Here is a 24,863-nt window from a genome sequence, read left to right on the forward strand (position 1 = left end):
TAGTCGAGATGGAGTAGTGCGATGGATATTATTACATTTAAAGATTTCTATAACAACACCGTACAATTGTCGTTTTCTGACCACCCATTTTCTGATACTCCAATGCATGTTTGGTGTATTTGTAAATTCAAGGACCAGTGGCTATTAACCGAACATCCAAGGCGAGGTATAGAATTTCCCGGTGGGAAAGTAGAGCCTGGTGAAACGGCAGATGAAGCCGCAATCAGAGAGGTCTACGAAGAAACAGGTGGAAGAGTTTCTGAATTGAAATATATAGGTCAGTATTACGTTGATGGAAAAGGCGGTAAAATCATAAAAAACATCTATGTGGCTAACGTAGATAAAATTTTATTGAAACATCGTTATTTTGAAACAAATGGTCCTGTCTTAATGAGTCACTTGCCTGACGATGTGGCAACAAACAAAACATTTAGTTTTATGATGAAAGACCAGGTGTTGTCAGAAAGCATGAAGTACGCTCTCGAACATTCCCTGGTCTGATCAGAGTTTATGAATGGTGCTTTATTAGTTTACTTTCAAGGTATTCCACTCCCTGATACATTAAAGTCGCCATTACAGCAATGATTAGAAGGCTCATTAATACTAGTGTGAAATTAAACACTTGGAAGCCATAAATGATCATATAGCCCAACCCTTGCTTTGAAACAAGGAACTCACCGACAATCACTCCCACCCAGGATAAACCGACGTTTACTTTCAGGGATGAGATAATACTTGGGAAACATGCTGGAAGGATGACCTCTTTAAAACATTGTTTTTTATCCCCGCCGAATGAACGGACAACTTTTACATAGTTTTCATCCACGTTTTGAAAAGCCGTATAAACGACAAGTGTTGTTATAATAACCGAGATGAGAATTCCCATTGCTATAATGGATCCGAAATTAGGTCCGATCGCAACTATCAGGATAGGACCTAAGGCAACTTTCGGCATGGCATTAAGAACAACCAGGTATGGATCCAAAACTCTCGATAAAAAAGGTGACCACCACAACAATGCCGCTAATAAGGTACCGAAAAGAGTTCCAAGAATAAATCCCAGAACGGTCTCGCCAAGTGTAAATGCAACATGGATATAAAGAGATCCATCACTGGCCTTCTCGAGAAACAGAGACCAGATTTTAGAAGGTGAACTAAAAAGTAATGGATTGATCCAGCCTTGTTTGGAAGAGATTTCCCACATCGAAAAAAAACTTAGAAAGATGAGTAGCTGGACAATCCGGATGTTTCGTCTTTCTTTTTTTATGGATAAAAGATACTCAAGATGTTTCTTGTTCGTGATCGTTTTGCTCAATGTGCTCCAACTCCTCCCATATTTGCTGAAATGTTGCTGAAAAATCAGGGTGCTGTCTCGCTTCGAATGGCAGGAGGCTTTTTAGCGTTTCTGGAATTTTAAACGTGCGGAATATACGGCCGGGATTACTGGATAACAATATGACATGATCACTCATCGCAATTGCTTCGCCAATATCATGGGTAACAAGAATAGCCGTTTTACCGTGCTCTTTAAGAGTAGAAGAAACTAAGTCTTCCAGCTTCAGTTTTGTTTGGTAATCTAAAGCTGAAAATGGCTCATCAAGTAAAAGCATTTTAGGCTGGGTCGCTAAAGTTCGAACAAGTGCCACCCTTTGCCTCATTCCACCTGATAGTTCTGAAGGGTATTTGCTTTTTGTATGTTCAAGTCCGATTTCTTTTAATAATCGGAAAGCCGCTTGAATGTGTTCTTTTGAATTTTGATTTCTTAGCTTTAGGCCAAGCGTAATATTGTCTTCAATGGTCTTCCATGGAAAAAGATAATCTTGCTGCAGCATATAGCCAATCTTTGGATGCGGCTGATTGACTGTCTGATTGTTCACCATAACCGATCCAGCGGTTGGAACTAGTAGACCTGCTATAATAGACAGCAAGGTGGATTTTCCGCATCCGCTCGGACCGAGTATGGAGGTGAATTCTCCTTCATTTATTGAAAGTGAAATATCTTCTAAGGCCGTTGTGGCGGATGTTTTTGAAAAGTAAGTTTGACCGACTGATTTTAGCTGCAAAAAAGCCACGACGATCCCTCCTGTACTTTATTTAATAGCTTTCTTCGCTAACGTTGTATCAACGAGAACATCATAGTCGATCTTTTTTGGAAGTTCTCCAGCCTCATCCATGATGGTTTGCAGGTTGTTCCACTCTTCTTCATCCAATATTGGATTTAATGCAAAGCTATGCTGGCTCTTATAACGATCTACTACTGTTTCAATTAATTCGACAGGGGTATCTTCAAAATATGGTGCGATGACCTCAGCAATTTCAGCTGCGGAATGGTTTTCTACCCATAACTGGGCTTTGTATAAGCCTTTTGTGAATTTCTCAAGAGTTTCTTTATTTTCTTTCATGTAACTTTCTTTTGCCATGAATGTCGTGTAAGGGATTTTCCCTGATTCTGCTCCAAAAGAAGCTACGATGTGACCTATACCTTCTTGTTCAAAAAGACTAGCTTGAGGTTCAAACAATTGAACATAATCACCCGTACCAGAAGCAAAGGCGTTAGCGATATTTGCAAAATCGATATTTTGAATCATTGTGAGATCGTTTTTAGGATCGATCCCGTGTTTTTTAAGGCCGAATTCACCTGCCATTTGAGGCATGCCGCCCTTGCGCTGACCCAAGAATGTACTTCCTTTTAACTGCTCCCATGAAAAGAAATCAGGCTTTTTGCGCGCCACTAAAAAAGTTCCGTCCGTTTGCGTAAGCTGTGCGAAGTTGATGACAGGGTCTGTAGATTCTTGCGCGTGAACATATATCGTAGTTTCTGAACCTACGAGTGCTACGTCAGCACCGTCTGACAATAAAGCAGTCATCGTTTTATCTCCGCCCCAAGTTGTTGTGAGTTCAACGTTTAGCCCTTCGTCTTCAAAAAAGCCTTTTTCAATAGCTACATATTGAGGGGCGTAAAAGATAGAGCGTGTAACTTCTGCTATACGTACTTTTTCCTGTTTAGAACTGGAAGTGTTGCAGCCAGCCAGAAGCAAGGAAAGGGCAAGCAGGGAAGTAAACAGTAAAGTGATTTTCCTTTTTAAATGTTTCATTGCAATCCTCCTGCACAAATAGGGATGAAGTCATGACTTTTATGTAATAATGTATGTGATTACCGAAAATGTGTGTTTGCCCACTAAATAAACAAGGAGTGTCGGAATGAAACGAGCAAAAATCATAGAATGGCAGCGATTTCCTTCCCCACATCCAACCATTAAGCTGTATGTTGTTACATACTTAAATGACGGTTTGAGAATAAAAGGTCTCGCTGCATTGCCGGAAGGGGAAGGGCCTTTTCCGGGATTTCTTTATTTAAGAGGCGGTATTAAATCAGTTGGCATGGTCCGTATCGCAAGGATTATCCAATTCGCATCACATGGATTTGCAGTAATGGCTCCTTATTACAGAGGAAACCTCGGTGGGGAAGGAAACGAAGATTTTGCTGGTAAAGACAGGACAGATGCCTTTGCTGCATTCGAAGTATTAAAACAGTTTCCAAAAGTTGATCACAATGAAATCCACGTATTCGGTTTTTCTAGAGGCGGACCTATGGCATTGTTTACTGCTATGAAGTACCCTGAGATCAAATCTGTAGTTACTTGGGGCGGTGTAACAGATATGGCTGTCACTTATGAGGAAAGAGAAGATTTGCGCCGGATGATGAAAAGGGTGATCGGCGGCACGCCAGAAAAGTATCCTGAAGAATACGAATGGCGGTCACCTTTGTTTTACTGTAATGAATTGCAAGCACCTTTATTGTGCATCCACGGAATGAAAGATGAAAATGTGAGTGTAAAGCACACTCTTATGATCGAAAAAAGGTTAGAGGAACTTGGGAAGCCCTGTGAAACTTGGATCTATCCCGAATATACGCATTACTTTCCTCCAAAAGAAAACAGAAAAATAACATATGCGCTATGTGAATGGATGAAGGAACATGGAAAAGGGGCTGTCCCAAAAGTAAGATGAACTTACTTTTGGCAGCCCCCATTTTTTATTTCGCTCTCTTTCAAAGGATGGTTGCTTTAGGCTTTTTCCATTCTCATCATTTGCAAGTTGATTGGAGCGTAAGGTTGCCGACTCCTGCGGGACGAGCAGTCAGGTGGAGACTCCTAATGGCACAAAGCGGCAGGAGGCTCATCGCACGCCCCGGGGAAAGCGTGCAACCTGGAGCGGAAATCAACTACTTTCAAAGACCACATTGTATGCTAAAATTAATTTTTACAAAATTAAAATTACAGAATATCCTCCAATGTGAAATCAGAATAATAAAAAGAGTGATGACCCCAAAGTTTTATACTTTTGAGGCATCACTCTCTTTATTCTTTTATTACTCCTAACAAACTCGCTAAATGAGACAAAAAAATATCAATTTGTGCGTTAAAGTTTAAATCTTTTTTATTGAGGAAGATTGTGGCTATATTTATTCCGTCGTTAAAAGTTATAAAATACCTTGCAATGGTATCTAATGGATATTTAGGGTTGAATTCTCCCTTTTTTACACCTTCATCAAACAAATTAGTCAAATGTTCAATAGCAAATTGATATCGTTCTTTCATGTAGATTTTTTTCTCAGGCAGAAGTCTATTGATTAAAAAATATTCGATTTGTACAGCTCCAAACAAATCTTCTGTATCACTCGCGGATTTATAGTTCTCAAAATCTTTTACTAAAGAATTCCAAATCGAAGGGTGTTTGGCCATATCTTTAATCTCTTTACTGTACGTATTATTCGAATCTTCTAATATGGATAAAAACAAGTCTTCTTTACTGGAGAAGTAGGAATACACGCCGCCTCTGCTTAAATCTACAGCATCAATTACGTCTTGCATAACAAAGGCGTCATATCCTTTTTTTATAAAAATCTTTTTTGCAGCTTCTAAAATGCTACGCTTCCGCTCTTCTTTGTGGTTCTCCGTGACTTTCGGTGACATATGTTTCTCCTTTTTTTCCTTTAGACTGTGCTCTTGAAATAAAAGCTATCATACTTATAAAACACAATCCACTAGATGTAACGATAAAGATCGGAATTACTCCGAATAAATTTGCTAAAAATCCGCCTGCAATAGGACCGATTAAAGAGGAAAACGTCATGATGCTGCCGATTGTACCGAATGTTCGGCTGGTCATATGTTCGGGTGTTAGCTTTAATACGTTGGCCTGAAAGGGAATAAAAACATAGCCAGCCCCAACACAAGCTAAAAATGTTATGGAAGGTGCCCAAACCATAGGATTGGAAAGACTAATATCAGTAAGGATCGCAAGACTTCCAAAACCTAAACCAAGTGCCATTATTCCGCCTGCCATAGCCTTAATCGCATTTTTAGATTCAAACTTACTCAAGATGATACCCGTAACTAAAAAACCGGCTCCAGAAGCGGTCATAACAGCACCGATTAATCGTGGTGAAACTTCTTTTAATTCTCTAAAGAGAGTAACGAACTGTGAATCTGACATTTGTATAACAAACATGGTAACAGCCATTAAAAGAGTTCCGTACATAATAGCGGGAATACCCTTAATGAATGAGAAGCCATCAAGCATTTCTTTGATAAAGTTCTTCTTTAGCTTATTCTCTACGTCTTCTTCATTTAGCATTTTTGAAGGGTTTGTAGGAATCTTAAGCAGGAAAAGGACGGATAGTAAGAATGTTATGGCATCAAGAATAAAGATGATCTTGAAACTCCATAGTGCAAGGAGAAGACCGCTTACTGCAGGTCCGATTATTTTCGTACCGCTCTCAATGATGGAACTGATTGAGGCTGCTTGCTGCATGTGGTGATCCGGCACAATTTCTTTTAGCTTTCCGTTTTTAGCCGGTGTAAAGAGAGCAGAAAATATTCCTAAACCAAATAATAAAGTATAGACATGCCAAAGTTCATTAGCGAATACGAGACCCAAAATTATGAAACCTCTTACTGTATCAGAAGTAATCATAATGTATTTGCGTTCCCAACGATCAGCCAAGACACCTGCTACAGGACCCAGCAAAGTCATTGGCAGGGCAAGGGATAAGATAATGAAGGAAACTTGTAGTGGTGTAGCTTCCCATTTAAGTCCCACAAGCGTAAATACAGCAAGAATTGACAGCCAGTCTCCAAGATTTGAAATCAATTGAGCAGAAATTAACAGTTGATAGGGTTTGTTCTTTAATAATTTTTCCGATTGTTCCATTTTATCAGCTCCCGGCTTTTAAAGTGACATCCATGTCATTATTATAAATGACATGGATGTCACTTTACAACTGTTTTTTCTAATAAATACCAAAAAAAACCCTCCCGCTGGATAACGGGAGGGTAATTTAAGTGATTACGCAAGTGGTCCTGCTTGCGCGATCTCTGAAGAAACAGATTTGAATTTTTCAAAATTAGCCTTAAATTTAGAAGCAAGTTCTTTTGCTTTTTCATCATACTGCTCAGGATTCTCCCATGTTTTCTTTGGCTGAAGAACTTGATCAGGGACACCAGGGCAATGAGTTGGAATGTGAAGTCCGAATACAGGATCTACTACAGTTTCAACAGATGTAAGCTCCCCTTCAAGTGCCGCTTGAACCATAGCACGAGTGTAAGATAAATTCATACGGCTTCCGACACCATATTCACCGCCAGACCAGCCTGTGTTAACAAGGAATACTTGAACATTATGCTGATCGATTTTCTTACCTAGCATCTCTGCATAAACCGTTGCAGGCAGCGGAAGGAATGGAGCGCCAAAGCATGTTGAGAAAGTTGCTTGAGGTGAAGTAACTCCTCTTTCAGTTCCAGCAAGCTTACTTGTGTATCCAGATAAGAAATGGTACATTGCTTGTTCTTTTGTCAATTTACTGATTGGAGGCAACACTCCAAAAGCATCAGCTGTTAAAAAGATAATTGTATTTGGGTGACCTGCCACACTTGGCTGAATGATGTTCGGAATGGCATCAACAGGATAGGCAGCTCTTGTATTTTCAGTTAATGTGGAATCCTTATAATCCGCAATACGGGAATCATCATCGATCATTACATTCTCTAATACACTTCCAAAGCGGATCGCATTCCAAATCTGCGGCTCTTTTTCTTTAGAAAGATCAATTGTCTTTGCATAGCAGCCGCCTTCGACGTTAAACACTCCTGTGTTTGCCCATCCGTGCTCATCGTCACCGATCAAGCGACGGTTAGGATCAGCGGAAAGAGTTGTTTTCCCTGTTCCAGACAAGCCGAAGAAAAGAGCCACATCACCTTCGTTTCCTACGTTGGCTGAACAGTGCATTGAAAGGATTCCTTTTTCAGGGAGCAAGTAATTCATTACAGAGAATACGGATTTTTTAATCTCACCAGCGTATTCAGTTCCGCCGATTAATACAATTCGTTTTTCAAAGGAAATAATAATAAATGTTTCAGAGTTTGTTCCATCCTCAGCAGGATTTGCTTGAAATCCAGGAGCAGAAACTACTGTGAATTGGGATTCATGTGAAGCTAGTTCTGTTTCGTTAGGACGCACAAACATCTGATGTGCAAATAAATTGTGCCAAGCGTATTCGTTGATAACTTGAATAGGAAGACGGTACTCTTGATCTGCCCCTGCGAATCCCTTAAATAAGAATAGCTCTTCTTTCGTGCCTAAGTATTGAAGTACTTTTTTATATAATTTATCAAAGTTTTCAGGTGAAAATGGTTTGTTTACTTTACCCCAGTCAATGGATTTTTTTACGGATGCATCTTCAACAATAAATTTATCCTCTGGGGAGCGGCCTGTGTATGTCCCCGTGGTTGCTCGAAGTGCACCTGTAGAAGTAAGTATGCCTTCATTTCGTGTTAATGATTTTTCTACTAAAACCGGAACAGGCAAGTTCTGGTGAGTTGTTTCACGGGTCACAAGTTCATTTAAGGTTGTCGTAAATTCCAAAGTATTCATATCAGACAGTACCATCCTTTATCCTAGAGTGATATATTCGAAAATTAGTATAACACATTAATTTAAATAATGTATACTATTTTATGAAAGCGCATCAGAAAAGTTCTTAATCCTGAAAAAAAGGCTAAATTCAACAGGAATCTTCAACATATTGAAAGCGGTAACAAAAAAGTGCAAAAATCCGCTTCTTCTTATTGATTTTAAAGGGATTTCTATTGACATTGTAAAGTCATTGCGCTATTATATTTCGAGAACGGCTACTCTTATTCTGAGTAGGTGGAGGGACAGGCCCTATGAAACCCAGCAACCGACATGAAAGCAGAGATTATGGATCTGTTTAAAATGAAAAGGTGCTAACCTGCAAGGTGAAAATAACCTTGGACAATAAGAGGATGAAGGCATTTTTATTGTAAACCTTTTCCCTCGCGAATGATATGTGAAACAGGGAAGGGCTTTTTTTATGCCTTTTTCAAGGTAAGAACATAAACAATGCAAAATAGATAAGAATAAAGTACCGTATCATACTGAAAGCAATTAAGGGAGGATATTAATTTGTCCAAAAAAGTAAGTCGTCGTTTATTTACATCTGAATCGGTAACAGAAGGCCATCCGGATAAAATTTGTGACCAGATCTCAGATGCCATTCTAGATGAAATTTTAGCTAATGATGCTAATGCACGTGTAGCATGTGAAACATCTGTTACAACAGGTCTAGTACTTGTTGCTGGTGAGATCACAACTTCTACTTATGTAGATATCCCAAAAGTTGTCCGTGAGACAATTAAAGAAATCGGTTACGACCGTGCAAAATACGGTTTCGATTCTGAAACGTGTGCTGTATTAACTTCTATCGATGAGCAATCTGCTGATATCGCAATGGGTGTAGACCAAGCGCTTGAAGCAAGAGAAGGTTCTATGACAGATGCTGAGATCGAAGCGATCGGTGCAGGTGACCAAGGTTTGATGTTCGGTTTTGCTTGTAACGAAACAGAAGAGCTTATGCCTCTTCCAATCTCATTAGCACACAAATTATCCCGCCGTCTTACAGAAGTACGTAAGTCTGAAGAAATTCCTTACTTGCGTCCAGACGGAAAGACTCAAGTAACAGTTGAATATGATGAGAACGACAAGCCAGTACGTATCGATACAATCGTTATTTCTACTCAGCACCACCCTGAGAACACACTTGAAGAAATTCAAAAAGACATTAAAGAAAAAGTAATCAAGCCAGTTGTTCCTGCTGAGTTAATCGATGAGAACACAAAATACTTCATCAACCCAACAGGCCGTTTCGTTATCGGCGGACCTCAAGGTGATGCTGGTCTAACTGGACGTAAAATCATCGTTGATACTTACGGTGGATATGCACGCCACGGTGGCGGAGCATTCTCAGGTAAGGATGCAACAAAAGTTGACCGTTCAGCTGCATACGCTGCACGCTATGTTGCGAAAAACATCGTAGCTTCAGGTCTTGCTGACAAAGTTGAAGTTCAGCTTGCATACGCGATCGGTGTGGCTCAGCCTGTATCAATCGCTGTAAACACATTTGAAACGGGGAAAGTATCAGAAGAAGTTCTTGTTGAATTAGTTCGCAACAACTTCGATCTTCGTCCAGCTGGAATCATCAAGATGCTTGATCTTCGCCGTCCGATCTACAAGCAAACTGCTGCATATGGTCACTTTGGCCGTACAGATATCGACCTTCCATGGGAGAAGACTGACAAAGCAGAAGATCTTAAGAACCAAGCGAATATTTAATTTGATAAAACAGACTCCTTTTCAATGGGAGTCTGTTTTTTGTTTTGGAGTATGGTAGTGCTTTGTCGAAAATTCCGTATTTATTAAATAACGTGCGATTAAATAAAATAACGTGCGTTTTCTTAAAATAATGTGCGATTATTTACAATAACGTGCGATTATCGGATTTTCACTCAGCATCGCAAGCAAAATAGTATAAAAAGCCTGCCATTTTTCAATGGCAGGCATCTTTTTATACAAATATCTGTTTTTTAACACCTAAACTGCTAACCTTTGGTCTTCCGATTGACTCATAATGCAGTGGATACTGATCAGCAATTCTTCTGACCTCTTCAAGAGTAAACATGTTTCTCCCATCAAAAATTACAGGTGGCTGCTTCATTCTCTTCATATTTTCTGCACGAAATAGTTGGTTGAAATCATCCCATTCCGTAACGATAACTGTAATATCCGTATCAGTTATGGCGGATTCAAATGAATGGGCCATGTGCACACCTTCAATGGGGAAATCTCTTACGAGCGGATCGAATGCAGTTACTCGAGCTCCCTCGTTCAACAGTTTTTCCGATAGAACAATGGACGGAGCAGACCGAATATCATCTGTATTTGGTTTGAATGAAAGTCCGAGCATTGTTATTTTCTTATTTTTTAAATCTTCACCGTAAGCCTTTATTTTTTCAAAAAAGAAGTCACCTTGTTTTTCATTAATATCGAGTGTCTGTCCGATAAAAGGAAGTTCTACCCCATTATCTTCTGCCCATTTTCAAGTGCCTTTAAGTCTTTTGGAAAACATGAGCCCCCAAAACCAATACCGGTTTTTAAAAAATCACTGCCGATCCTGGGATCTAGCCCAATTCCGGACGCGATATCATCAATGTTTGTTCCTAATGAATCACTTAGCTGCGAGATCATATTAATGTATGAAATTTTCATCGCTAAAAAGGAATTCGCAGCATATTTAAGCAGTTCTGCACTTTTTGAATCTGTTTGTAAAATCGGTGCATCCCAAGCACTGTATATATTTTTCAATATTTCTTGAGCCTTTTTGTCAGACGCTCCAAGTATAATTCTTGAAGGGTTCATAAAATCATATACTGCTTTTCCTTGCCTGAGAAATTCAGGGTTGTGCACAAAGAGAAAGTTCGTAGCACTCGTTTGTTTATTTGCCAACTGCTCCATTTGTTCGGTGGTCCCAGGGGGAACCGTACTTTTAATTACAATAATCTTATCTGACAAACTATGGCTGGTTATCTCATTTACAGCAGATTCCACCTGTGATAAATCTGCATTGCCCTTTTCGTCCTGAGGCGTCCCGGTGCAGATGAAGATAATCTCACATTCAGAAATAACTTTCCGTGCATCATGAGTGAAAAATAATCTGTTTCTATTTTGGTGGAGTATCTGTTCCAGACCTTCTTCAAATATGGGTACTCCTCCAGATTGCAAGGTAGCTATTTTTTCTTTTGCTGTATCATGAATGAATATGGAATGACCTTTATCAGCTAAGCACACTGCCGTTACAAGTCCTACATATCCAACACCAAATATGCCAAGTTTCATGATTTCTCCCCTTATTACAATACTTTCTAGACCTATTGATACTGCCTCTACGTATTGTAACAACAGAATACTGATTATGGTAGAGCCCGATTTTTCCATTTCATTGCCTTCAGGTCTGTATGGGGAATTATTTCAGTCTTTAAATAAGGTTTCCCAAGATAAAGGCTTTAACTAAAAACATTGAAACAAAGCTCGAACATATGCCAAGAACAATCCCAGCGAGAACATCTGTAGGATAATGAAGCCCAAGATACATTCGTGAAATAGCTACTAGAAGAGCTGCGAAAAGCAGGAACACTCCTAAAAACGGATTTAATAGGATAAGAGGTGTCACAATGGAAAAAATGGCTGTTGTATGACCAGAAGGAAAAGAATGATCTTTTAGCGGATTGTCACCGATATTCGTATCGGGCAGGTTTAAGTAAGGCCGCTTCCGAGGGTATATTTTTTTTGAAATCATCACTGGAATGTGACTGATGATGAGTGAAACCATACAGACAGCTCCCCATGATTTTAAGTGTGCAGGGAGGAGTATTAAGAGCAGAACAGCTGTTGAGATTGTAGCAGTTGCTCCGCCGAGGTGAGTCCACACATGAAAGAAACGATCCATTGAACTTCTGTGCATACGTCCATTAATAAGCCGGAAAAATGTACATTCTTTTTCATACAGCCAATTCATAACTTTTGTCATATATATCCCCTCCTGTGCTTAATAGCTTTATATTTTTATCATAAAATACAATTGTTATGGAGAAATGAAGGCAGTGTAAATATTTATAAAAAAAACCGTCCCAAATACTGGACGGTTAAAAAATCAGAAAAATATTTTCCGGTCTCGTTCTTCTTTTAATATTTCTACAGCTTCCCGGAAACGCTGGGAATGGATAATTTCTCTTTCTCTCAGGAAGCGAAGGGAATCGTTCAGATCGGGATCATCTGACATGTTTATAATCCATTGATAGGTAGCACGTGCCTTTTCCTCTGCAGCTATATCTTCATAAAGGTCAGCGATGGGATCCCCTTTTGCTGCTATGTAACTTGCAGTAAAAGGTACACCGGCAGCATTGTGGTAGAACAACGCACTGTCATGGTTAACGTAGTGATCTTCTATTCCTGCAGCTTTTAATTGTTCTGGTGTTGCATCTTTGGTCAGTTTGTAGATCATCGTTGCGATCATTTCGAGATGCGCAAACTCTTCAGTACCGATATCTGTTAATAGACCGATTACTTTATCCGGAATCGTATACCGCTGGTTTAAGTAACGAAGAGCGGCAGCAAGTTCTCCATCAGCCCCGCCATATTGTTCAATTAAATATTTTGCTAGTCTTGGATTACATGAAGCAACTTTTACCGGATATTGCAGTTTCTTCTCATAGACCCACATTAAAATGTACCTCCTTTTACCTTTTTATAGCTGCCAGGGCCAGGGACCGCTGCTCCAGTTCCATGGCATTCCGGAATAACTGTTCCCGTATTGTTGAAGTGGTCCGTACTTTGACTCTATCGCTCGTTTTATTTTTTTTCTTTGTTGAGCATATTGGTTGAATTGTTGAACAGCATTTTGATCTTGAGGGTGAGTGTCTAAATACAAAGTAAGTTCCACGAGTACAAAATCAACAGCTTGGAGCTCTTCCATCCATTGATAGAATTCTTCTGGCAATGTTTGCTGCACCTCAATTACCCCCTTCTTTCATACGGATTTTCATAATAATCGTAAAAGGCAGGCCAGAGAGTTCCTTTCCGCAATGCTTCTTTTGGCGGGAACTGCGGAAGATCATACGGCTGAAAACCCATATATAAATTTGGTGGAGTCGAATAAAACTTTTTACCGATAGGCGGACAAGGATCGAAAGGACTATGATAAGGCGTATATGATTTTACAGGTGTGTTTCTATTCATCTAAAACCATCCCTTCTTAAAGTCTACTTTTATATAGATATTCATTAAGGGAGGTGTTTAAGCACTTATAATCTCAATTTAGGATTAATTGTGTTAAAATAATGGGCAAAACATGACTTGAAAATGAGGTGTTGAGCATATGTACAAAGGAATACATCATGTTTCTCTGTTAGTTACAAACTTGAAGGAATCCTTGTATTTTTACGAAGGGATTTTAGGTTTTAAACAAAATAAAAAACGCCCCCAATTTGATTTTCCGGGCGTTTGGTATGATATTGGCGATACACAGCTTCATTTGATTGTTCACAAAAAAGGTAAGGCCAGAAGAAACACAACCGAAATCGACAGCAGAGACGGCCATTTTGCGGTTAGGGTTGAAGATATGGATAAACTAATCAAGACTCTTGACGCTCACGGTGTTAAATACGTCAATAAGCCAAACAATAAAACAGACTGGCATCAGGTTTTTGTGAGTGATCCAGATGGTAACTTAATTGAATTTAACGTTTAGCCTGAAGTGATTTATAATATTGTCCTTTTTCATAATATTCCCGACGAATACGGTCCATATCTTTAATATCTTCTTCGGTCAATTCACGTATTACTTTTGCCGGACGACCGAATGCAAGAGTATTTGGCGGTATCACTTTTCCGGGAGGTACCAGACTTCCTGCACCTATAAAGGCACATTTACCGATATGTGCTCCGTCTAGCACCAATGAACCCATGCCGATTAATGCATTTTCCTCAATCGTACAACTATGCAGAATCACGCTATGACCAACTGTTACCCCATCTTGTAAATGAAGTGTGCGATTTGGACTTTGATGAAGTACAGAATTATCTTGTACGTTAACATAATTGCCGATTATCGTAGGGGAAACGTCTCCCCGTATTGATGTGTTGAACCAGATCGAAGAGTATTCTCCAATCTGAACATCACCGGTAATGGTTACATAGTCTGCAATAAAAGCAGTTTCCGAAATTTTAGGCTGTTTGTCTCCATAAGGGTAAATCATTTTATACACATCCTGTTAAATAAATTAATTAAATACAGTTTATCAAATCGTAGACCTAAATGAATAGGGAAGAGGGTGGAATGATGTGGACTTGGAAAACAGATCGGGAAGCTAAAGGTACGATTGTGGTCGTACATGGTGCAAACGAACATCATGGAAGGTACGACTGGGTGATAAAGCAGTTAAATGAATCCGGTTTCCATTGTGTTTCAGGAGATCTGCCTGGTCAAGGTACAACGACGAGAAGAAGAGGACACATTGATACGTTTGATGAGTACATCTTTACCATTGAGAACTGGTTTCTAGAAGCAAAAAAACTTGGCTTGCCCGTGTATATATTAGGTCACAGTATGGGAGGGCTCGCTGTTATCCGTACGTTAATGGAGAGGAATCTGGATATTCGGGCAGTCGTTTTATCTTCACCATGTCTCGGGTTAGTTCATTATCCCTCAAGAGGCAAGGAAGCCCTCTCCCTGGTATTAAACAAACTCGCACCAGGTATAAGGCTTGCGACCAACTTGCCAGAAGGCAGCGCAACAAGAAATGAAGAGATACGAGTGAGGGATAAAGAGGATAAATTAATCGTTAAAAGAGTTTCGGTGAGGTGGTACCGGGAACTGACGGCTTCAATTAAGCATGCCTTCGAACATTATAAGACCTTCCCGAACATCCCATTACTGCTGCTTCAGGCGGGGGATGATCTAATTGTAGATAAAGAAGCCGTAAAACGCTGGTTCAACGGAATATACCTGGAAGAGAAATGGTATAAAGAATTTCCTTCACTGTATCACGAAGTTTTAAATGAACCTGAGCGGGAAAATGTTTTTGAATACGTAAAAAGATTTTTATATCTGCATAGTGAAGCCAATAAAGGAAAAAGGTAAGGAAAGAATAATTTAAAGGAGCATCTATATGAACAAAGTTCCAGTTCACCCGTGGGGTTTGATGTATTCCGTTTATACGAAAGTTTTTCCGGCTGTCAGTCAGCTGCTTCAAAATTGGCATGATAAAGCAGAAAAAATACCTGATCCTGAATTGAGGCAGCAGGCTTTAAGCAGCATTTCCAACAAGATGTTTCATTGTGAAGGCGGAGCGATACTAACTCTTCTCGCCGGACAGCATCGAAACAAAGCCATAGAATTTGTAGTAGCTTACCAAACGATCAGTGATTATTTAGATAACCTGTGTGATCGAAGTACTTCCCTAAGTGAAAAAGACTTCAGGGCACTTCATGAAAGTATGTTCCATGCACTGAGTCCAGGCGTAAAACCTGTTAACTACTACAGGTACAGAGAAGAACAGGAGGACGGCGGATATCTCGCTGATCTTGTATTAACCTGTCAAAAGGTATTATCGGAGATGCAAGCATACCCGAATATTGCAAGTGAGCTGATAGGACTTGCCCAGATTTATTGTGACCTTCAAGTTCATAAGCATGTTGTTGTCCAGGAAAGAGAGCCACGCCTCATTAGCTGGTTTGGGGAGTATCAATCTGTTCTGCCTGATATCACATGGTATGAATTCTCCGCTTGTGCAGGTTCGACACTTGGTATCTTTTGTCTCGTCAGCTATGCTTTTCAAGGCGATTTTACAAAAGAATCTGCTGAAACCATCACGAAAGGTTATTTCCCTTGGTTGCAAGGATTACATATTCTGCTGGATTATTTTATTGATCAAAATGAGGACAAGCTTGAAGGGGACCTTAACTTTTGTACGTATTATAAAAATGAGCAGCACATGCTTGAACGCATGGTTTATTTCGCAAGAGAAGCGGAAAGCAGTTGTTCAAAATTACCTAATTCAAAATTTCATCGACTAATCCAAAGAGGTTTGCTCGGAATTTATTTAGCAGACCGCAAAGTTTCTGAATGTCCGGGAATTAAGAAAATGGCAGCACAACTTGTAAAAGTAGGTGGCGCAACAAGTTACTTCTTTTACGTAAACAGAAAAGTGTACCAGAAACTAAAGCCATCGCTTTCGTAATAAAAAAGGCTGAATCAACATACGTTGATCAGCCTCTTTTTTCGATCGCTACAACAAATGGCGGATCGTTTTTTTGATTAATGAAATCATATTGTAGTACGTGTGCTTTTTTCTGATCGAGGTTTTTTACAAAGTCCAAGACAAGATCCTTCTCACGTTTTCCTTCTTCATGACCATGATAGATGACCAATATGATAAGTCCCTCATGTTTTAAAATTTGAAACAGCTGTTTGATCGCATCGATAGTAGAAGAACCTTTTGTTGTGATCGACTTATCACTACCAGGCAAGTAGCCCAGGTTAAAGATTGCAGCAGAGACTTTACCGATTACGAACTCAGGCAGCTTATTGATCATCTCATCATGTGAAGCGTGAAAAAACGTTACATTATTATCAGCTTGGTTTTCAGTTAACCGAAGTTTAGATTTTTCAATCGCCTGCTCCTGAATATCGAAAGCAAATACTTGTCCATCTTTACCCACTAGTTTTGATAAATACAGAGTATCATTGCCGTTTCCGCATGTCGCATCGATAACGATTTCCCCTGGCGCGCAAAATGAACGAAGAAGAGTTCTTGCAAAAGGGAGGACACCTTCTAGTTTCATAAAGAGTTCACCTCGTCTTTCACATAAAATTTCCCTTGAAAGCTGTTTCTGTGTTTCAGTTCACTTTCAATGGCATTTAGCACTTTCCACTTATTTAAACTCCACATCGGTCCGATCAAGAGATCAGAAGGACCATCACCCGTTAATCGGTGGATCATCATATCTGGAGGAATGATTTCGAGCTGATCGCATACAAGGTTTACATATGTGTCAAAATCAAGGAAATCCAGCATTCCTTGTTCATATTGCTTTACCATCGGAGTCTTTTTTAATAGATGCAATAGATGTATCTTAATTCCTTGAACATCCAGTTTTGCGACTTCACGTGCAGTTTCCATCATCATTTCAGGCGTTTCAAGCGGCAGTCCATTAATGATGTGGGAGCAGACTCTAATATTGTGTTTCCTCAGTTTGTTGACACCTTCAACGTATGTCTGATAATCGTGTGCACGGTTGATAAGCATAGCAGTTCTTTCATGTACGGTTTGCAGCCCTAGTTCAACCCACAAATACGTACGTTTATTTAAATCAGCCAGATATTCCACGACATCATCTGGAAGACAATCAGGACGTGTAGCGATAGCCAGACCAACAACTCCTTCTTGCTCGAGAACCGTTTCATACATTTCTTTTAATTGTTCAACAGGCGCGTATGTGTTCGTAAAAGCCTGGAAATACCCAATATACTTTCCTTTTTTCCATTTAGCATGCATGCGTTCTTTTACGGTATGAAACTGTGTGATTATATCGTCTCGGCGATTCCCGGCAAAATCTCCTGAACCGCTTTGGGAACAGAACGTACAGCCGCCGTAAGCCGCTTTTCCGTCCCGATTTGGACAATCGAATCCTCCGTCTAGAGGAACTTTTATAATTTTTTCTCCGAAGTGAGATTTTAAATGGTGGTTCCATGTGTAATATCTTTTATCGCCAAAAAAAGCAGGCTTTTCTATAAGGTGTGTCAACCTGTTCACTCCTTTTTTTTCGGTGATGAGCACCAAGCCAATTGTAGCATGTACAAGAGATGAGCGGCAAAATAGATATGATTTATTTACGTTGTAAAGTTAAGGAAAAAGGACTAAAATACAGAAGGGTTTTTTTATGACATCATGGTAAGCGAGGGATCTTCATGCCAGCGAAAGTGTGGCTGCTCATCATAGGTATGGCACTGAATGTTACAGGCTCAAGTTTTCTTTGGCCGATCAATACCATCTTCATGCATGAGCATTTAGGTAAATCTTTAACGATAGCCGGAATCGTATTATTACTGAATTCTGGGGCAGGTATCATTGGGAACTTAACAGGCGGTTTGCTGTTTGATAAACTAGGCGGCTTTCGCACGATCATGCTGGGTGTTTCCATTTCATTTACTACTTCATTTTTATTGATTTGGTTTCATGATTTCTGGACCTACAGCATATTGCTGGTCTTCATGGGATTCGGTATGGGAATTGTTTTTCCTTCCATGTACGCACTTGCCGGTACGATGTGGAAAGAAGGTGGGAGGAAAGCTTTTAATCGCATCTATATCGCGCAAAATGTAGGTGTAGCTCTAGGTGCAGCGCTTGGGGGATTAGCCGCCTCTTATTCTTTCACATTATCATTTATCAGCTGTTCTGCTCTTTCATTCCTATTCTTTATGATCGTACTATTTGGTTTTAAAGGGATAGATGAAAAAGAAAGTGGCAGTGTTCAAACGGTTTTCTCACAAAAAAAGCGTATTCATAACAAACAAGCTTTCTTTGCATTGCTAATCCTTTGCGGGGGATACCTGTTAGCTTGGATCGGTTATGTTCAATGGCAATCTACCATTGCTTCATACACACAGGACTTAGGTGTGACTTTAAAGATGTACAGCCTTCTGTGGACCGTCAATGGATTGTTCATCGTCCTAGGACAGCCTTTAGTAAATGTGTTTCTAAAAAAATGGCTTCAGTCAACAACCAGCCAAATACTCGTCGGATATGTCATATTTATCATCTCATTTGTAATTGTAGGAAGCGCAAAGGATTTTAGCGGATTTATGATTGCGATGATCGTACTGACAATCGGTGAGATGCTAGTTTGGCCTGGCGTGCCAAGTATTGCAGCAGAACTTGCACCTCAGGGCAGGGCCGGATTCTACCAAGGAATTGTGAATAGCACGGCTACAGGAGGCAGAATGCTTGGTCCTTTATTTGGAGGGATGATTGCCGACCTTTTTAACATAAATATATTGTTTCAAACGATTATTGGGTTAATGGTCCTGGCATTTATGCTGACTATTGTTTACATTCGCAACAGACAATCTATTAGAAATACAAGTCCATCTCAATCTGCCTCGGTTTAAAAAAGTATTTGCATATCATTTTGCCTAGTAGGATTTGAGTTTAAAAAAGGAAAATTTAGGTTATGTTAGTTCAAACAACCTTGACATTTTTTAAAAGAATTCATAAAATACAAATTAACATCTATTATTCGTTAATAACGATGAGAGGGAATAGTAAAAAAAGAATGGCATTTAGAGAGTTGACGGCTGGTGCAAGTCAACCCGGACTTTTTTGAACTCACCCTTTAGTTGCAAGTGTGAATGAAGTAATGCTTGCCGTCCCGCCGCGTTAAGGTTAGTTTGAGTGAACGTGATTTTTGCGTTAATCAGGGTGGTACCGCGGCAGGTTTAAAATTTGTGATCTAACCTTTCGTCCCTAATGTTTTATTAGGGGCGGGAGGTTTTTTTATTTGGCTTTTTTAAAGATTGTTGTTATTGGATGGTTCATGTTACATCCTTGAAAAGGTGATTGGAGCGCAAGGTGCGAGACTCCTGCGGGATCAGTGGGACAGGTGAGACTCCTAATGGTGCAAAGCGCCAAGGAGGCTCACCGCCCACCCCGCGGAAAGCGAGCATCCTGGAGCGGAAATCAACTACTTCTTACAGCAGGAGAAATTACGGAAAGCCTTTTATTTTTCACCATAACGCAGGGTCAATGAAGGAGGAACGGTTATGTATTATAACCACAAAACAATCGAAAAAAAATGGCAGCATTTTTGGGATGAGAACAAGACATTCCAAACGAAAGAAGAATATGACAAAAAGAAGTTCTACGCATTAGATATGTTTCCATACCCATCTGGTGCAGGTCTTCACGTTGGCCACCCGGAAGGATATACAGCAACTGACATTCTATCACGCATGAAGCGCATGCAAGGCTATAATGTACTTCACCCAATGGGCTGGGACGCATTTGGTCTTCCTGCTGAACAATATGCCCTTGATACAGGTAATGACCCTGCAGAGTTTACAGAGCAAAACATAAATACATTCCGCAGACAGATCAAGGAATTAGGTTTCTCTTATGATTGGGACCGTGAAGTGAATACAACAGATCCATCTTATTACAAGTGGACGCAGTGGATTTTTATCCAGCTTTATAACAAAGGTCTGGCGTATGTTGATGAAGTACCGGTTAACTGGTGTGAAGCGCTTGGAACAGTTCTAGCTAACGAAGAAGTTATCGATGGAAAGAGCGAACGCGGAGGTCATCCAGTAGTCCGTAAACCTATGAAACAATGGATGCTGAAGATTACAGCTTATGCGGACAGACTGTTAGAAGATCTTGAAGAATTGGATTGGCCAGAGAGCTTAAAAGATATGCAGCGTAACTGGATCGGACGTTCAGAAGGTGCTGAAGTTCATTTTAATGTAGACGGTCATTCTTCTAAGATTACAGTGTTTACAACAAGACCGGACACACTATTTGGTGCAACGTATCTTGTCCTTGCTCCTGAAAATAAGCTTGTAAAAGAGATCGTTACTGATGAACAGCTTGAAGCGGTAACAACTTATCAAAAACAAGTAGAAACGAAGTCTGATCTTGAGCGTACTGAGCTTGCAAAGGAAAAGTCTGGTGTGTTTACTGGAGCATATGCGATCCACCCGGTAACAGGTGCAAAGCTTCCGATCTGGATTGCTGATTATGTACTAGCAAGCTACGGAACTGGCGCTATCATGGCAGTTCCTGCTCATGATGAACGAGATCATGAGTTTGCTGTTAAATTTGAGCTTCCGATTGCAGAAGTGGTTGCTGGTGGAAATGTAGCTGAAGCTGCTTACACAGGTGACGGCGAACATGTGAACTCTGACTTCTTAAATGGCATGCAAAAAATCGAAGCAATCGAAAAGATGAATGCTTGGCTTGTAGAGAACGGTAAAGGTGAGAAGAAGATTACTTATCGTCTTCGTGACTGGCTATTCTCACGTCAGCGCTATTGGGGAGAGCCGATTCCGGTTATTCATTGGGAAGATGGCACAATGACAACCGTTCCTGAAGAAGAACTTCCATTGCTACTTCCAGTAATGAAAGAAATCAGACCTTCAGGAACAGGAGAATCACCACTCGCTAATGAGGAAAATTGGGTAAACGTTGTAGATCCTGCAACAGGCAAGAAGGGACGTCGTGAAACAAATACGATGCCGCAGTGGGCAGGAAGCTGCTGGTATTACCTTCGCTACATCGATCCTAAAAACGAAGAGCAGCTTGCATCACCTGAAAAACTGGAGCATTGGCTGCCTGTAGATATTTATATTGGCGGAGCAGAACACGCAGTATTGCATCTTCTATATGCGCGTTTCTGGCATAAAGTTCTGTACGATCTTGGCGTTGTTCCAACGAAGGAACCGTTCCAGCGTTTGTTTAACCAAGGTATGATTCTTGGTGAAAACAACGAAAAGATGAGTAAGTCAAAAGGCAATGTCGTTAATCCTGATGAGATTGTTGTGAGTCATGGTGCGGATACACTTCGCTTATATGAAATGTTTATGGGACCGCTGGATGCTTCTATCGCATGGAGTACGACAGGTCTTGATGGTGCTCGCCGTTTCCTTGACCGTGTATGGAGATTATTGGTTTCCGAAGATGGAGAGAATCTGAATCCAGCCATTCAAGATATTAAAGGAACAGATGCCTTTAACCGTCTTTACCATTTGACTGTTAAAAAAGTAACGGAGGATTATGAAGGTCTTCGTTTTAATACGGCTATCTCGCAGCTTATGGTATTTGTTAATGAAGCCAATAAGCAAGAGACACTTCCTAAGGATTTTGTTCAAGGCTTTGTAAAAATGCTTTCTCCGATCGCACCGCATATTTGCGAGGAACTTTGGGAAAAGTTAGGTGGTACAGGAAGCATCGCATATGCAGCTTGGCCAGTATGGGATGAAGCCCAGCTCGTTGAAAATGAAGTTGAGATCGTTGTTCAAGTAAACGGGAAATTAAAAGCGAAGATGACGATTCCGGCAAACAGCAGCGGACAGGATATGGAGCAAGTCGCTCTAAAAGAAGAAGCTGTTCAACAAAGCATCGAAGGCAAAACGATTCGCAAAATTATCACTGTACCTGGTAAACTCGTAAATATCGTTGCAAACTAAAGGAGGCTTTTCAATTGGACTACGAATTAGAAGAAATTTCACCATCCGAAGTGAAACAATTACTTAAAGATGGCAAGAAGGTATCCTTGATTGATGTTCGTGAAGACGAGGAAGTGGCTGAAGGAAAGATTCCTGAAGCAGCCCATATAAAAATGGGAGAGATACCAGACCGATTAGCTGAGATCGATAAAAATGAAGAACATATTATTATTTGCCGATCGGGAAGAAGAAGTGAAAATGTTGCCTACTTCTTATTAGATCAAGGTTATAAAGTAAAAAATATGACTGGCGGAATGCTTGAGTATAATAAAGAATAAACATGAAATCCTCTGCTTTAATAAGCAGGGGGTTTTTTACATTAGAAAAAAATTTCACGTATCGAATATTCAGGAAGAGTGAAAAATTAAGGAGTTTCTGCCGATAGTAAGGGTATACTGTGTACCCTGGAGGCTCTCATGGCATTTATACAATCAAATAAAAAGAAGTGGTTAAGCATAATTGCTGCTTTTTTTACTATTCATTTAGCGGGCTCAATAGGGTCGATCTATACTCAAAATATATGGATGTATGTCTTAGATATCGGCGCTGTTTTTGTGTTTGGAATCTTTGTCTACAAAATGCTGAAAGAAAAAGACAGCTATGCCATAGATCTTGAGAAGGAAATAAAAAAACATAAAGAAACGTATGCAGAATTAGAGGCAAGCAGAGTTAATCTTCAAAACGTTTTTGACAGCATTGATGTTGCAATTTGGTCACATAATCTGCAAACGAATAAACTGCTTATTACCTCTGGTATTGAGAAACTTTATGGTTATCCGCTTCAATCCTTTTATGATGATGTAGATTTATGGAAAAAAGTAATCCATCCTGATGATCTTGAAATTACGATCATGCGTGCAGCTGATATTGAAAAAGGAATAATTAATACAAGTGAATACAGAATACTGCGTCCAGATGGAGACATCAGATGGATTCAGGATAGGGGAATACCATTCTTAAACGATAAGGGAGAACTCATTGATTTCAATTCAATTCTTATTGATATAACAGAACGCAAACATGCGGAATTGACCATTAATCAAATGGCTTATTTTGATGAACTGACAGGACTTCCAAATCGAAATGGGTTTATGGAGACCTTCGAACAGAAAATGAATGAAGTCGATTTGAAACAGGGGAACCTGGCTTTACTATATTTAGATCTGGATCGCTTTAATGTGCTCAACGATACACTTGGTCATAGTTTTGGAGACCTTTTACTACAAAAGGTAGCGGATTTGCTGAAATTAACAGTCGCAGGAAAAGGGCAGGTGTTTAGGAGAGGCGGAGATGAATTCCTTATTCTCCTGGAATTTAAAGATGCAGCAGAAGTGATAACAGTGGCTGAGGAAATCATATGTTCTTTTACAAAGCCATTCCTACTAAGCGGTAAAGAAGTCTTCACGACACCAAGTATCGGAATAAGTTTATACCCAGGAAACGGTTCTGACAGTGATACACTTTTAAAAAGAGCCGACGCAGCCTTGTATCAGGCAAAAGACCGTGGCCGAAACACGTATCAATTTTTTACAGAACAGCATGATGGGAAAATGGAAAGAAGGCTGAACCTTGAACACGGTTTGAGAAAAGCTTTGAAAAAGAATGAACTTTTTCTTGTTTATCAGCCTCAAGTTCAATTCCATACAAAAAAAATAACTGGTGTAGAAGCTTTGTTAAGATGGAATAAGGATTCGGAAGGAATTATTTCTCCAGGCGAATTCATTCCTATTGCAGAAGATACTGGAATGATCTTGCCAATCGGCGAATGGGTATTAAAAAACGCTTGTTTGCAGGGTTATAAGTGGCATCAAAATGGATTTGATGAACTCCTGATATCCGTAAATATTTCAGTAAGACAGCTTTTAGAAGAATCGTTTGTAAGCAGAGTGGAACAAATTTTAACCGAGACCCATTTCCCAGCTTCTTCTCTTGAACTAGAGATTACAGAGAGTACGACGATGGAAAGCCTTGAGGAAACTTTGCCAGTACTTAACCGGTTAAGAGAGAAAGGAATTCGGATATCAATCGATGACTTCGGTACAGGTTATTCTTCGTTAACGTACTTAAGGCAGCTGCCTGTAGATACGCTAAAGATCGATAAAATGTTCATTGATGATATTCTGACAGATCCTAAAGCAGGTGCAATCGTGAAAACGATAATTGATATGGGTCATAACCTTAGTTTTCATGTTATTGCTGAAGGAATCGAAAGCTGTAAACAAATAGATTTTCTATTAGAACAAGGATGTATGTATGGGCAAGGATACCATTTGTTTAAGCCTTTAAAACCTGAAGAACTAGAGAAGCATCTTCAAGAGAATATGGTGATCAATTAGTAAAAGACTCAAAAAGCCATTCGGAAACGGTTTTTTGAGTCTTTTTATGTATTTTAGAATGGCTGTTTTCGTAAACTTTGTTGCTTTTGGAAGTGGTTGTCTTCCGTTCCGCGATGCTCGCACCTTGAACTACAGTCAACTTATCAATGAATATTAAGGAGAATGCTATTTTAAGAGCGATTATTGGGATTTACGAGCGGTTCTTGGGATTTACGAGCGATTATTGGGAATTACGAGCGGTTCTTGGGATTTACGAGCGGTTCTTGAGATTTACGAGCGGTTCTTGGGATTTACGAGCGGTTATTGGGAATTACGAGCGGTTCTTGGGAATT

The 24,863-nt window shown here is 39.9% G+C and carries 26 protein-coding genes, 1 riboswitch and 1 other annotated feature; of the genes, 11 read left to right on the forward strand and 15 right to left on the reverse strand.

Annotated elements, in window-relative coordinates:
• Positions 1 to 21 precede the first annotated feature (21 nt).
• Positions 22 to 501: an RNA deprotection pyrophosphohydrolase gene (ytkD, locus tag EV282_RS04995; protein WP_264191150.1), complete on the forward strand. Its 480-nt coding sequence runs from the start codon at positions 22 to 24 to the stop codon at positions 499 to 501.
• A gap of 7 nt (positions 502 to 508) precedes the next feature.
• Here the strand turns inward: ytkD and EV282_RS05000 are convergent, their stop codons facing one another.
• From EV282_RS05000 to EV282_RS05010, 3 genes are read right to left on the reverse strand one after another with little or no spacing between them, the layout of a single operon-like run.
• Entirely contained in the window at positions 509 to 1,315 is an 807-nt protein-coding gene (locus EV282_RS05000) for an ABC transporter permease (RefSeq protein WP_226535487.1), read from the reverse strand.
• Positions 1,281 to 2,072 carry an ABC transporter ATP-binding protein gene (locus EV282_RS05005; protein WP_130294291.1) on the reverse strand — a complete coding sequence of 264 codons (792 nt, stop codon included), beginning with the start codon at positions 2,070 to 2,072 and terminating at the stop codon, positions 1,281 to 1,283. The genes EV282_RS05000 and EV282_RS05005 overlap by 35 nt, the downstream gene beginning before the upstream one ends.
• Before the next feature lie 18 nt (positions 2,073 to 2,090).
• Entirely contained in the window at positions 2,091 to 3,095 is a 1,005-nt protein-coding gene (locus tag EV282_RS05010; protein WP_130294292.1) for an ABC transporter substrate-binding protein, read from the reverse strand.
• A 106-nt stretch (positions 3,096 to 3,201) separates the two neighbouring features.
• Here EV282_RS05010 and EV282_RS05015 point away from each other — a divergent pair, with 106 nt between their 5' ends.
• Positions 3,202 to 4,011 carry an alpha/beta hydrolase family protein gene (locus tag EV282_RS05015; protein ID WP_130294294.1) on the forward strand — a complete coding sequence of 270 codons (810 nt, stop codon included), beginning with the start codon at positions 3,202 to 3,204 and terminating at the stop codon, positions 4,009 to 4,011.
• Positions 4,012 to 4,361: 350 nt separating this feature from the next.
• On the opposite strand, the gene EV282_RS05020 is transcribed toward EV282_RS05015, so the two are convergent.
• The 3 genes from EV282_RS05020 to pckA all read right to left on the reverse strand — a co-directional run bounded on the left by EV282_RS05020 (position 4,362) and on the right by pckA (position 7,935).
• Positions 4,362 to 4,976 (reverse strand): TetR/AcrR family transcriptional regulator, encoded by a 615-nt coding sequence (locus EV282_RS05020; RefSeq protein WP_130294295.1) that lies wholly within the window; start codon positions 4,974 to 4,976, stop codon positions 4,362 to 4,364.
• Positions 4,930 to 6,216, reverse strand: coding sequence for an MFS transporter (locus EV282_RS05025; RefSeq protein ID WP_130294297.1), 1,287 nt, complete (start codon positions 6,214 to 6,216; stop codon positions 4,930 to 4,932). The genes EV282_RS05020 and EV282_RS05025 overlap by 47 nt, the downstream gene beginning before the upstream one ends.
• Positions 6,217 to 6,351: 135 nt before the next feature.
• Complete coding sequence (pckA, locus tag EV282_RS05030; RefSeq protein ID WP_130294299.1) at positions 6,352 to 7,935, reverse strand: phosphoenolpyruvate carboxykinase (ATP); 1,584 nt, start codon at positions 7,933 to 7,935, stop codon at positions 6,352 to 6,354.
• A gap of 260 nt (positions 7,936 to 8,195) precedes the next feature.
• A riboswitch (SAM riboswitch) is annotated at positions 8,196 to 8,326 on the forward strand.
• Positions 8,327 to 8,487: 161 nt separating this feature from the next.
• On the opposite strand from pckA, the gene metK reads away from it, so the two are divergent.
• Positions 8,488 to 9,693: a methionine adenosyltransferase gene (metK, locus tag EV282_RS05035; RefSeq protein ID WP_130294301.1), complete on the forward strand. Its 1,206-nt coding sequence runs from the start codon at positions 8,488 to 8,490 to the stop codon at positions 9,691 to 9,693.
• A 232-nt stretch (positions 9,694 to 9,925) separates the two neighbouring features.
• Here the strand turns inward: metK and EV282_RS05040 are convergent, their stop codons facing one another.
• The 6 genes from EV282_RS05040 to EV282_RS05065 all read right to left on the reverse strand — a co-directional run bounded on the left by EV282_RS05040 (position 9,926) and on the right by EV282_RS05065 (position 13,152).
• Positions 9,926 to 10,324 (reverse strand): UDP binding domain-containing protein, encoded by a 399-nt coding sequence (locus EV282_RS05040; protein ID WP_130294303.1) that lies wholly within the window; start codon positions 10,322 to 10,324, stop codon positions 9,926 to 9,928.
• 107 nt (positions 10,325 to 10,431) lie between these two features.
• A complete protein-coding gene (locus EV282_RS05045; RefSeq protein ID WP_165389365.1) occupies positions 10,432 to 11,253 on the reverse strand; it encodes a UDP-glucose dehydrogenase family protein in 822 nt (273 codons plus the stop codon).
• A 139-nt stretch (positions 11,254 to 11,392) separates the two neighbouring features.
• Complete coding sequence (locus EV282_RS05050; protein WP_130294307.1) at positions 11,393 to 11,944, reverse strand: phosphatase PAP2 family protein; 552 nt, start codon at positions 11,942 to 11,944, stop codon at positions 11,393 to 11,395.
• Between the two features lie 123 nt (positions 11,945 to 12,067).
• Positions 12,068 to 12,637, reverse strand: a complete 570-nt coding sequence (cotJC, locus tag EV282_RS05055; RefSeq protein ID WP_130294309.1) for a spore coat protein CotJC — start codon at positions 12,635 to 12,637, stop codon at positions 12,068 to 12,070.
• 24 nt (positions 12,638 to 12,661) lie between these two features.
• On the reverse strand, positions 12,662 to 12,889 hold the full coding sequence (locus tag EV282_RS05060; protein WP_077361079.1) for a spore coat protein CotJB: 228 nt from the start codon (positions 12,887 to 12,889) through the stop codon (positions 12,662 to 12,664).
• 41 nt (positions 12,890 to 12,930) lie between these two features.
• A complete protein-coding gene (locus tag EV282_RS05065) occupies positions 12,931 to 13,152 on the reverse strand; it encodes a spore coat associated protein CotJA (protein ID WP_130294310.1) in 222 nt (73 codons plus the stop codon).
• Positions 13,153 to 13,291: 139 nt separating this feature from the next.
• Here EV282_RS05065 and EV282_RS05070 point away from each other — a divergent pair, with 139 nt between their 5' ends.
• Positions 13,292 to 13,663 (forward strand): VOC family protein, encoded by a 372-nt coding sequence (locus tag EV282_RS05070; protein WP_130294312.1) that lies wholly within the window; start codon positions 13,292 to 13,294, stop codon positions 13,661 to 13,663.
• On the opposite strand, the gene EV282_RS05075 is transcribed toward EV282_RS05070, so the two are convergent.
• A complete protein-coding gene (locus EV282_RS05075) occupies positions 13,653 to 14,171 on the reverse strand; it encodes a gamma carbonic anhydrase family protein (RefSeq protein WP_130294314.1) in 519 nt (172 codons plus the stop codon). The two genes, EV282_RS05070 and EV282_RS05075, sit on opposite strands and share 11 nt — an antisense overlap.
• Before the next feature lie 83 nt (positions 14,172 to 14,254).
• Between EV282_RS05075 and EV282_RS05080 the strand changes: the two genes are divergently transcribed.
• Entirely contained in the window at positions 14,255 to 15,055 is an 801-nt protein-coding gene (locus EV282_RS05080) for an alpha/beta hydrolase (protein WP_130294316.1), read from the forward strand.
• A 28-nt stretch (positions 15,056 to 15,083) separates the two neighbouring features.
• Positions 15,084 to 16,154 (forward strand): tetraprenyl-beta-curcumene synthase family protein, encoded by a 1,071-nt coding sequence (locus EV282_RS05085; protein WP_130294318.1) that lies wholly within the window; start codon positions 15,084 to 15,086, stop codon positions 16,152 to 16,154.
• Positions 16,155 to 16,182: 28 nt separating this feature from the next.
• On the opposite strand, the gene EV282_RS05090 is transcribed toward EV282_RS05085, so the two are convergent.
• Together EV282_RS05090 and EV282_RS05095 are read right to left on the reverse strand one after the other, a co-directional pair.
• Positions 16,183 to 16,758 carry a class I SAM-dependent methyltransferase gene (locus EV282_RS05090; RefSeq protein ID WP_130294320.1) on the reverse strand — a complete coding sequence of 192 codons (576 nt, stop codon included), beginning with the start codon at positions 16,756 to 16,758 and terminating at the stop codon, positions 16,183 to 16,185.
• A complete protein-coding gene (locus EV282_RS05095; protein WP_130294322.1) occupies positions 16,755 to 17,720 on the reverse strand; it encodes a TIGR01212 family radical SAM protein in 966 nt (321 codons plus the stop codon). Before EV282_RS05095 ends, EV282_RS05090 begins: the two co-directional genes overlap by 4 nt.
• Positions 17,721 to 17,884: 164 nt before the next feature.
• On the opposite strand from EV282_RS05095, the gene EV282_RS05100 reads away from it, so the two are divergent.
• From EV282_RS05100 to EV282_RS20420, 5 genes are all read left to right on the forward strand, one after another.
• Positions 17,885 to 19,084, forward strand: coding sequence for an MDR family MFS transporter (locus tag EV282_RS05100; protein WP_130294324.1), 1,200 nt, complete (start codon positions 17,885 to 17,887; stop codon positions 19,082 to 19,084).
• 131 nt (positions 19,085 to 19,215) lie between these two features.
• Positions 19,216 to 19,444 (forward strand) — a binding site (T-box leader).
• Between the two features lie 291 nt (positions 19,445 to 19,735).
• Positions 19,736 to 22,156 (forward strand): leucine--tRNA ligase, encoded by a 2,421-nt coding sequence (gene leuS, locus EV282_RS05110; protein ID WP_130294328.1) that lies wholly within the window; start codon positions 19,736 to 19,738, stop codon positions 22,154 to 22,156.
• Positions 22,157 to 22,170: 14 nt separating this feature from the next.
• Positions 22,171 to 22,473 carry a rhodanese-like domain-containing protein gene (locus EV282_RS05115; RefSeq protein WP_130294330.1) on the forward strand — a complete coding sequence of 101 codons (303 nt, stop codon included), beginning with the start codon at positions 22,171 to 22,173 and terminating at the stop codon, positions 22,471 to 22,473.
• A gap of 138 nt (positions 22,474 to 22,611) precedes the next feature.
• Positions 22,612 to 24,531, forward strand: coding sequence for a putative bifunctional diguanylate cyclase/phosphodiesterase (locus tag EV282_RS05120; protein WP_130294332.1), 1,920 nt, complete (start codon positions 22,612 to 22,614; stop codon positions 24,529 to 24,531).
• A 146-nt stretch (positions 24,532 to 24,677) separates the two neighbouring features.
• On the forward strand, positions 24,678 to 24,863 hold a 186-nt coding region (locus EV282_RS20420), incomplete at its 3' end, for a hypothetical protein (RefSeq protein ID WP_207224283.1).

Origin of the sequence: Fictibacillus sp. BK138, from assembly GCF_004216955.1 — a bacterium.
Taxonomy (GTDB): domain Bacteria; phylum Bacillota; class Bacilli; order Bacillales; family Fictibacillaceae; genus Fictibacillus.

Bases quoted from the DNA above. Each gene is read 5' to 3' on its own strand.
- EV282_RS05010 (WP_130294292.1), bottom strand. From the start codon at position 3,095: ATGAAACATTTAAAAAGGAAAATCACTTTACTGTTTACTTCCCTGCTT.
- EV282_RS05065 (WP_130294310.1), bottom strand. From the start codon at position 13,152: ATGAATAGAAACACACCTGTAAAATCATATACGCCTTATCATAGTCCT.
- EV282_RS05080 (WP_130294316.1), top strand. From the start codon at position 14,255: ATGTGGACTTGGAAAACAGATCGGGAAGCTAAAGGTACGATTGTGGTC.
- EV282_RS05060 (WP_077361079.1), bottom strand. From the start codon at position 12,889: ATGGAAGAGCTCCAAGCTGTTGATTTTGTACTCGTGGAACTTACTTTG.
- EV282_RS05070 (WP_130294312.1), top strand. From the start codon at position 13,292: ATGTACAAAGGAATACATCATGTTTCTCTGTTAGTTACAAACTTGAAG.
- EV282_RS05015 (WP_130294294.1), top strand. From the start codon at position 3,202: ATGAAACGAGCAAAAATCATAGAATGGCAGCGATTTCCTTCCCCACAT.
- leuS (WP_130294328.1), top strand. From the start codon at position 19,736: ATGTATTATAACCACAAAACAATCGAAAAAAAATGGCAGCATTTTTGG.
- EV282_RS05090 (WP_130294320.1), bottom strand. From the start codon at position 16,758: ATGAAACTAGAAGGTGTCCTCCCTTTTGCAAGAACTCTTCTTCGTTCA.
- EV282_RS05075 (WP_130294314.1), bottom strand. From the start codon at position 14,171: ATGATTTACCCTTATGGAGACAAACAGCCTAAAATTTCGGAAACTGCT.
- EV282_RS05100 (WP_130294324.1), top strand. From the start codon at position 17,885: ATGCCAGCGAAAGTGTGGCTGCTCATCATAGGTATGGCACTGAATGTT.
- cotJC (WP_130294309.1), bottom strand. From the start codon at position 12,637: ATGTGGGTCTATGAGAAGAAACTGCAATATCCGGTAAAAGTTGCTTCA.
- ytkD (WP_264191150.1), top strand. From the start codon at position 22: ATGGATATTATTACATTTAAAGATTTCTATAACAACACCGTACAATTG.
- EV282_RS05025 (WP_130294297.1), bottom strand. From the start codon at position 6,216: ATGGAACAATCGGAAAAATTATTAAAGAACAAACCCTATCAACTGTTA.
- EV282_RS05120 (WP_130294332.1), top strand. From the start codon at position 22,612: ATGGCATTTATACAATCAAATAAAAAGAAGTGGTTAAGCATAATTGCT.
- EV282_RS05050 (WP_130294307.1), bottom strand. From the start codon at position 11,944: ATGACAAAAGTTATGAATTGGCTGTATGAAAAAGAATGTACATTTTTC.
- pckA (WP_130294299.1), bottom strand. From the start codon at position 7,935: ATGAATACTTTGGAATTTACGACAACCTTAAATGAACTTGTGACCCGT.
- EV282_RS05085 (WP_130294318.1), top strand. From the start codon at position 15,084: ATGAACAAAGTTCCAGTTCACCCGTGGGGTTTGATGTATTCCGTTTAT.
- EV282_RS05045 (WP_165389365.1), bottom strand. From the start codon at position 11,253: ATGAAACTTGGCATATTTGGTGTTGGATATGTAGGACTTGTAACGGCA.
- EV282_RS05040 (WP_130294303.1), bottom strand. From the start codon at position 10,324: ATGCTCGGACTTTCATTCAAACCAAATACAGATGATATTCGGTCTGCT.
- EV282_RS05020 (WP_130294295.1), bottom strand. From the start codon at position 4,976: ATGTCACCGAAAGTCACGGAGAACCACAAAGAAGAGCGGAAGCGTAGC.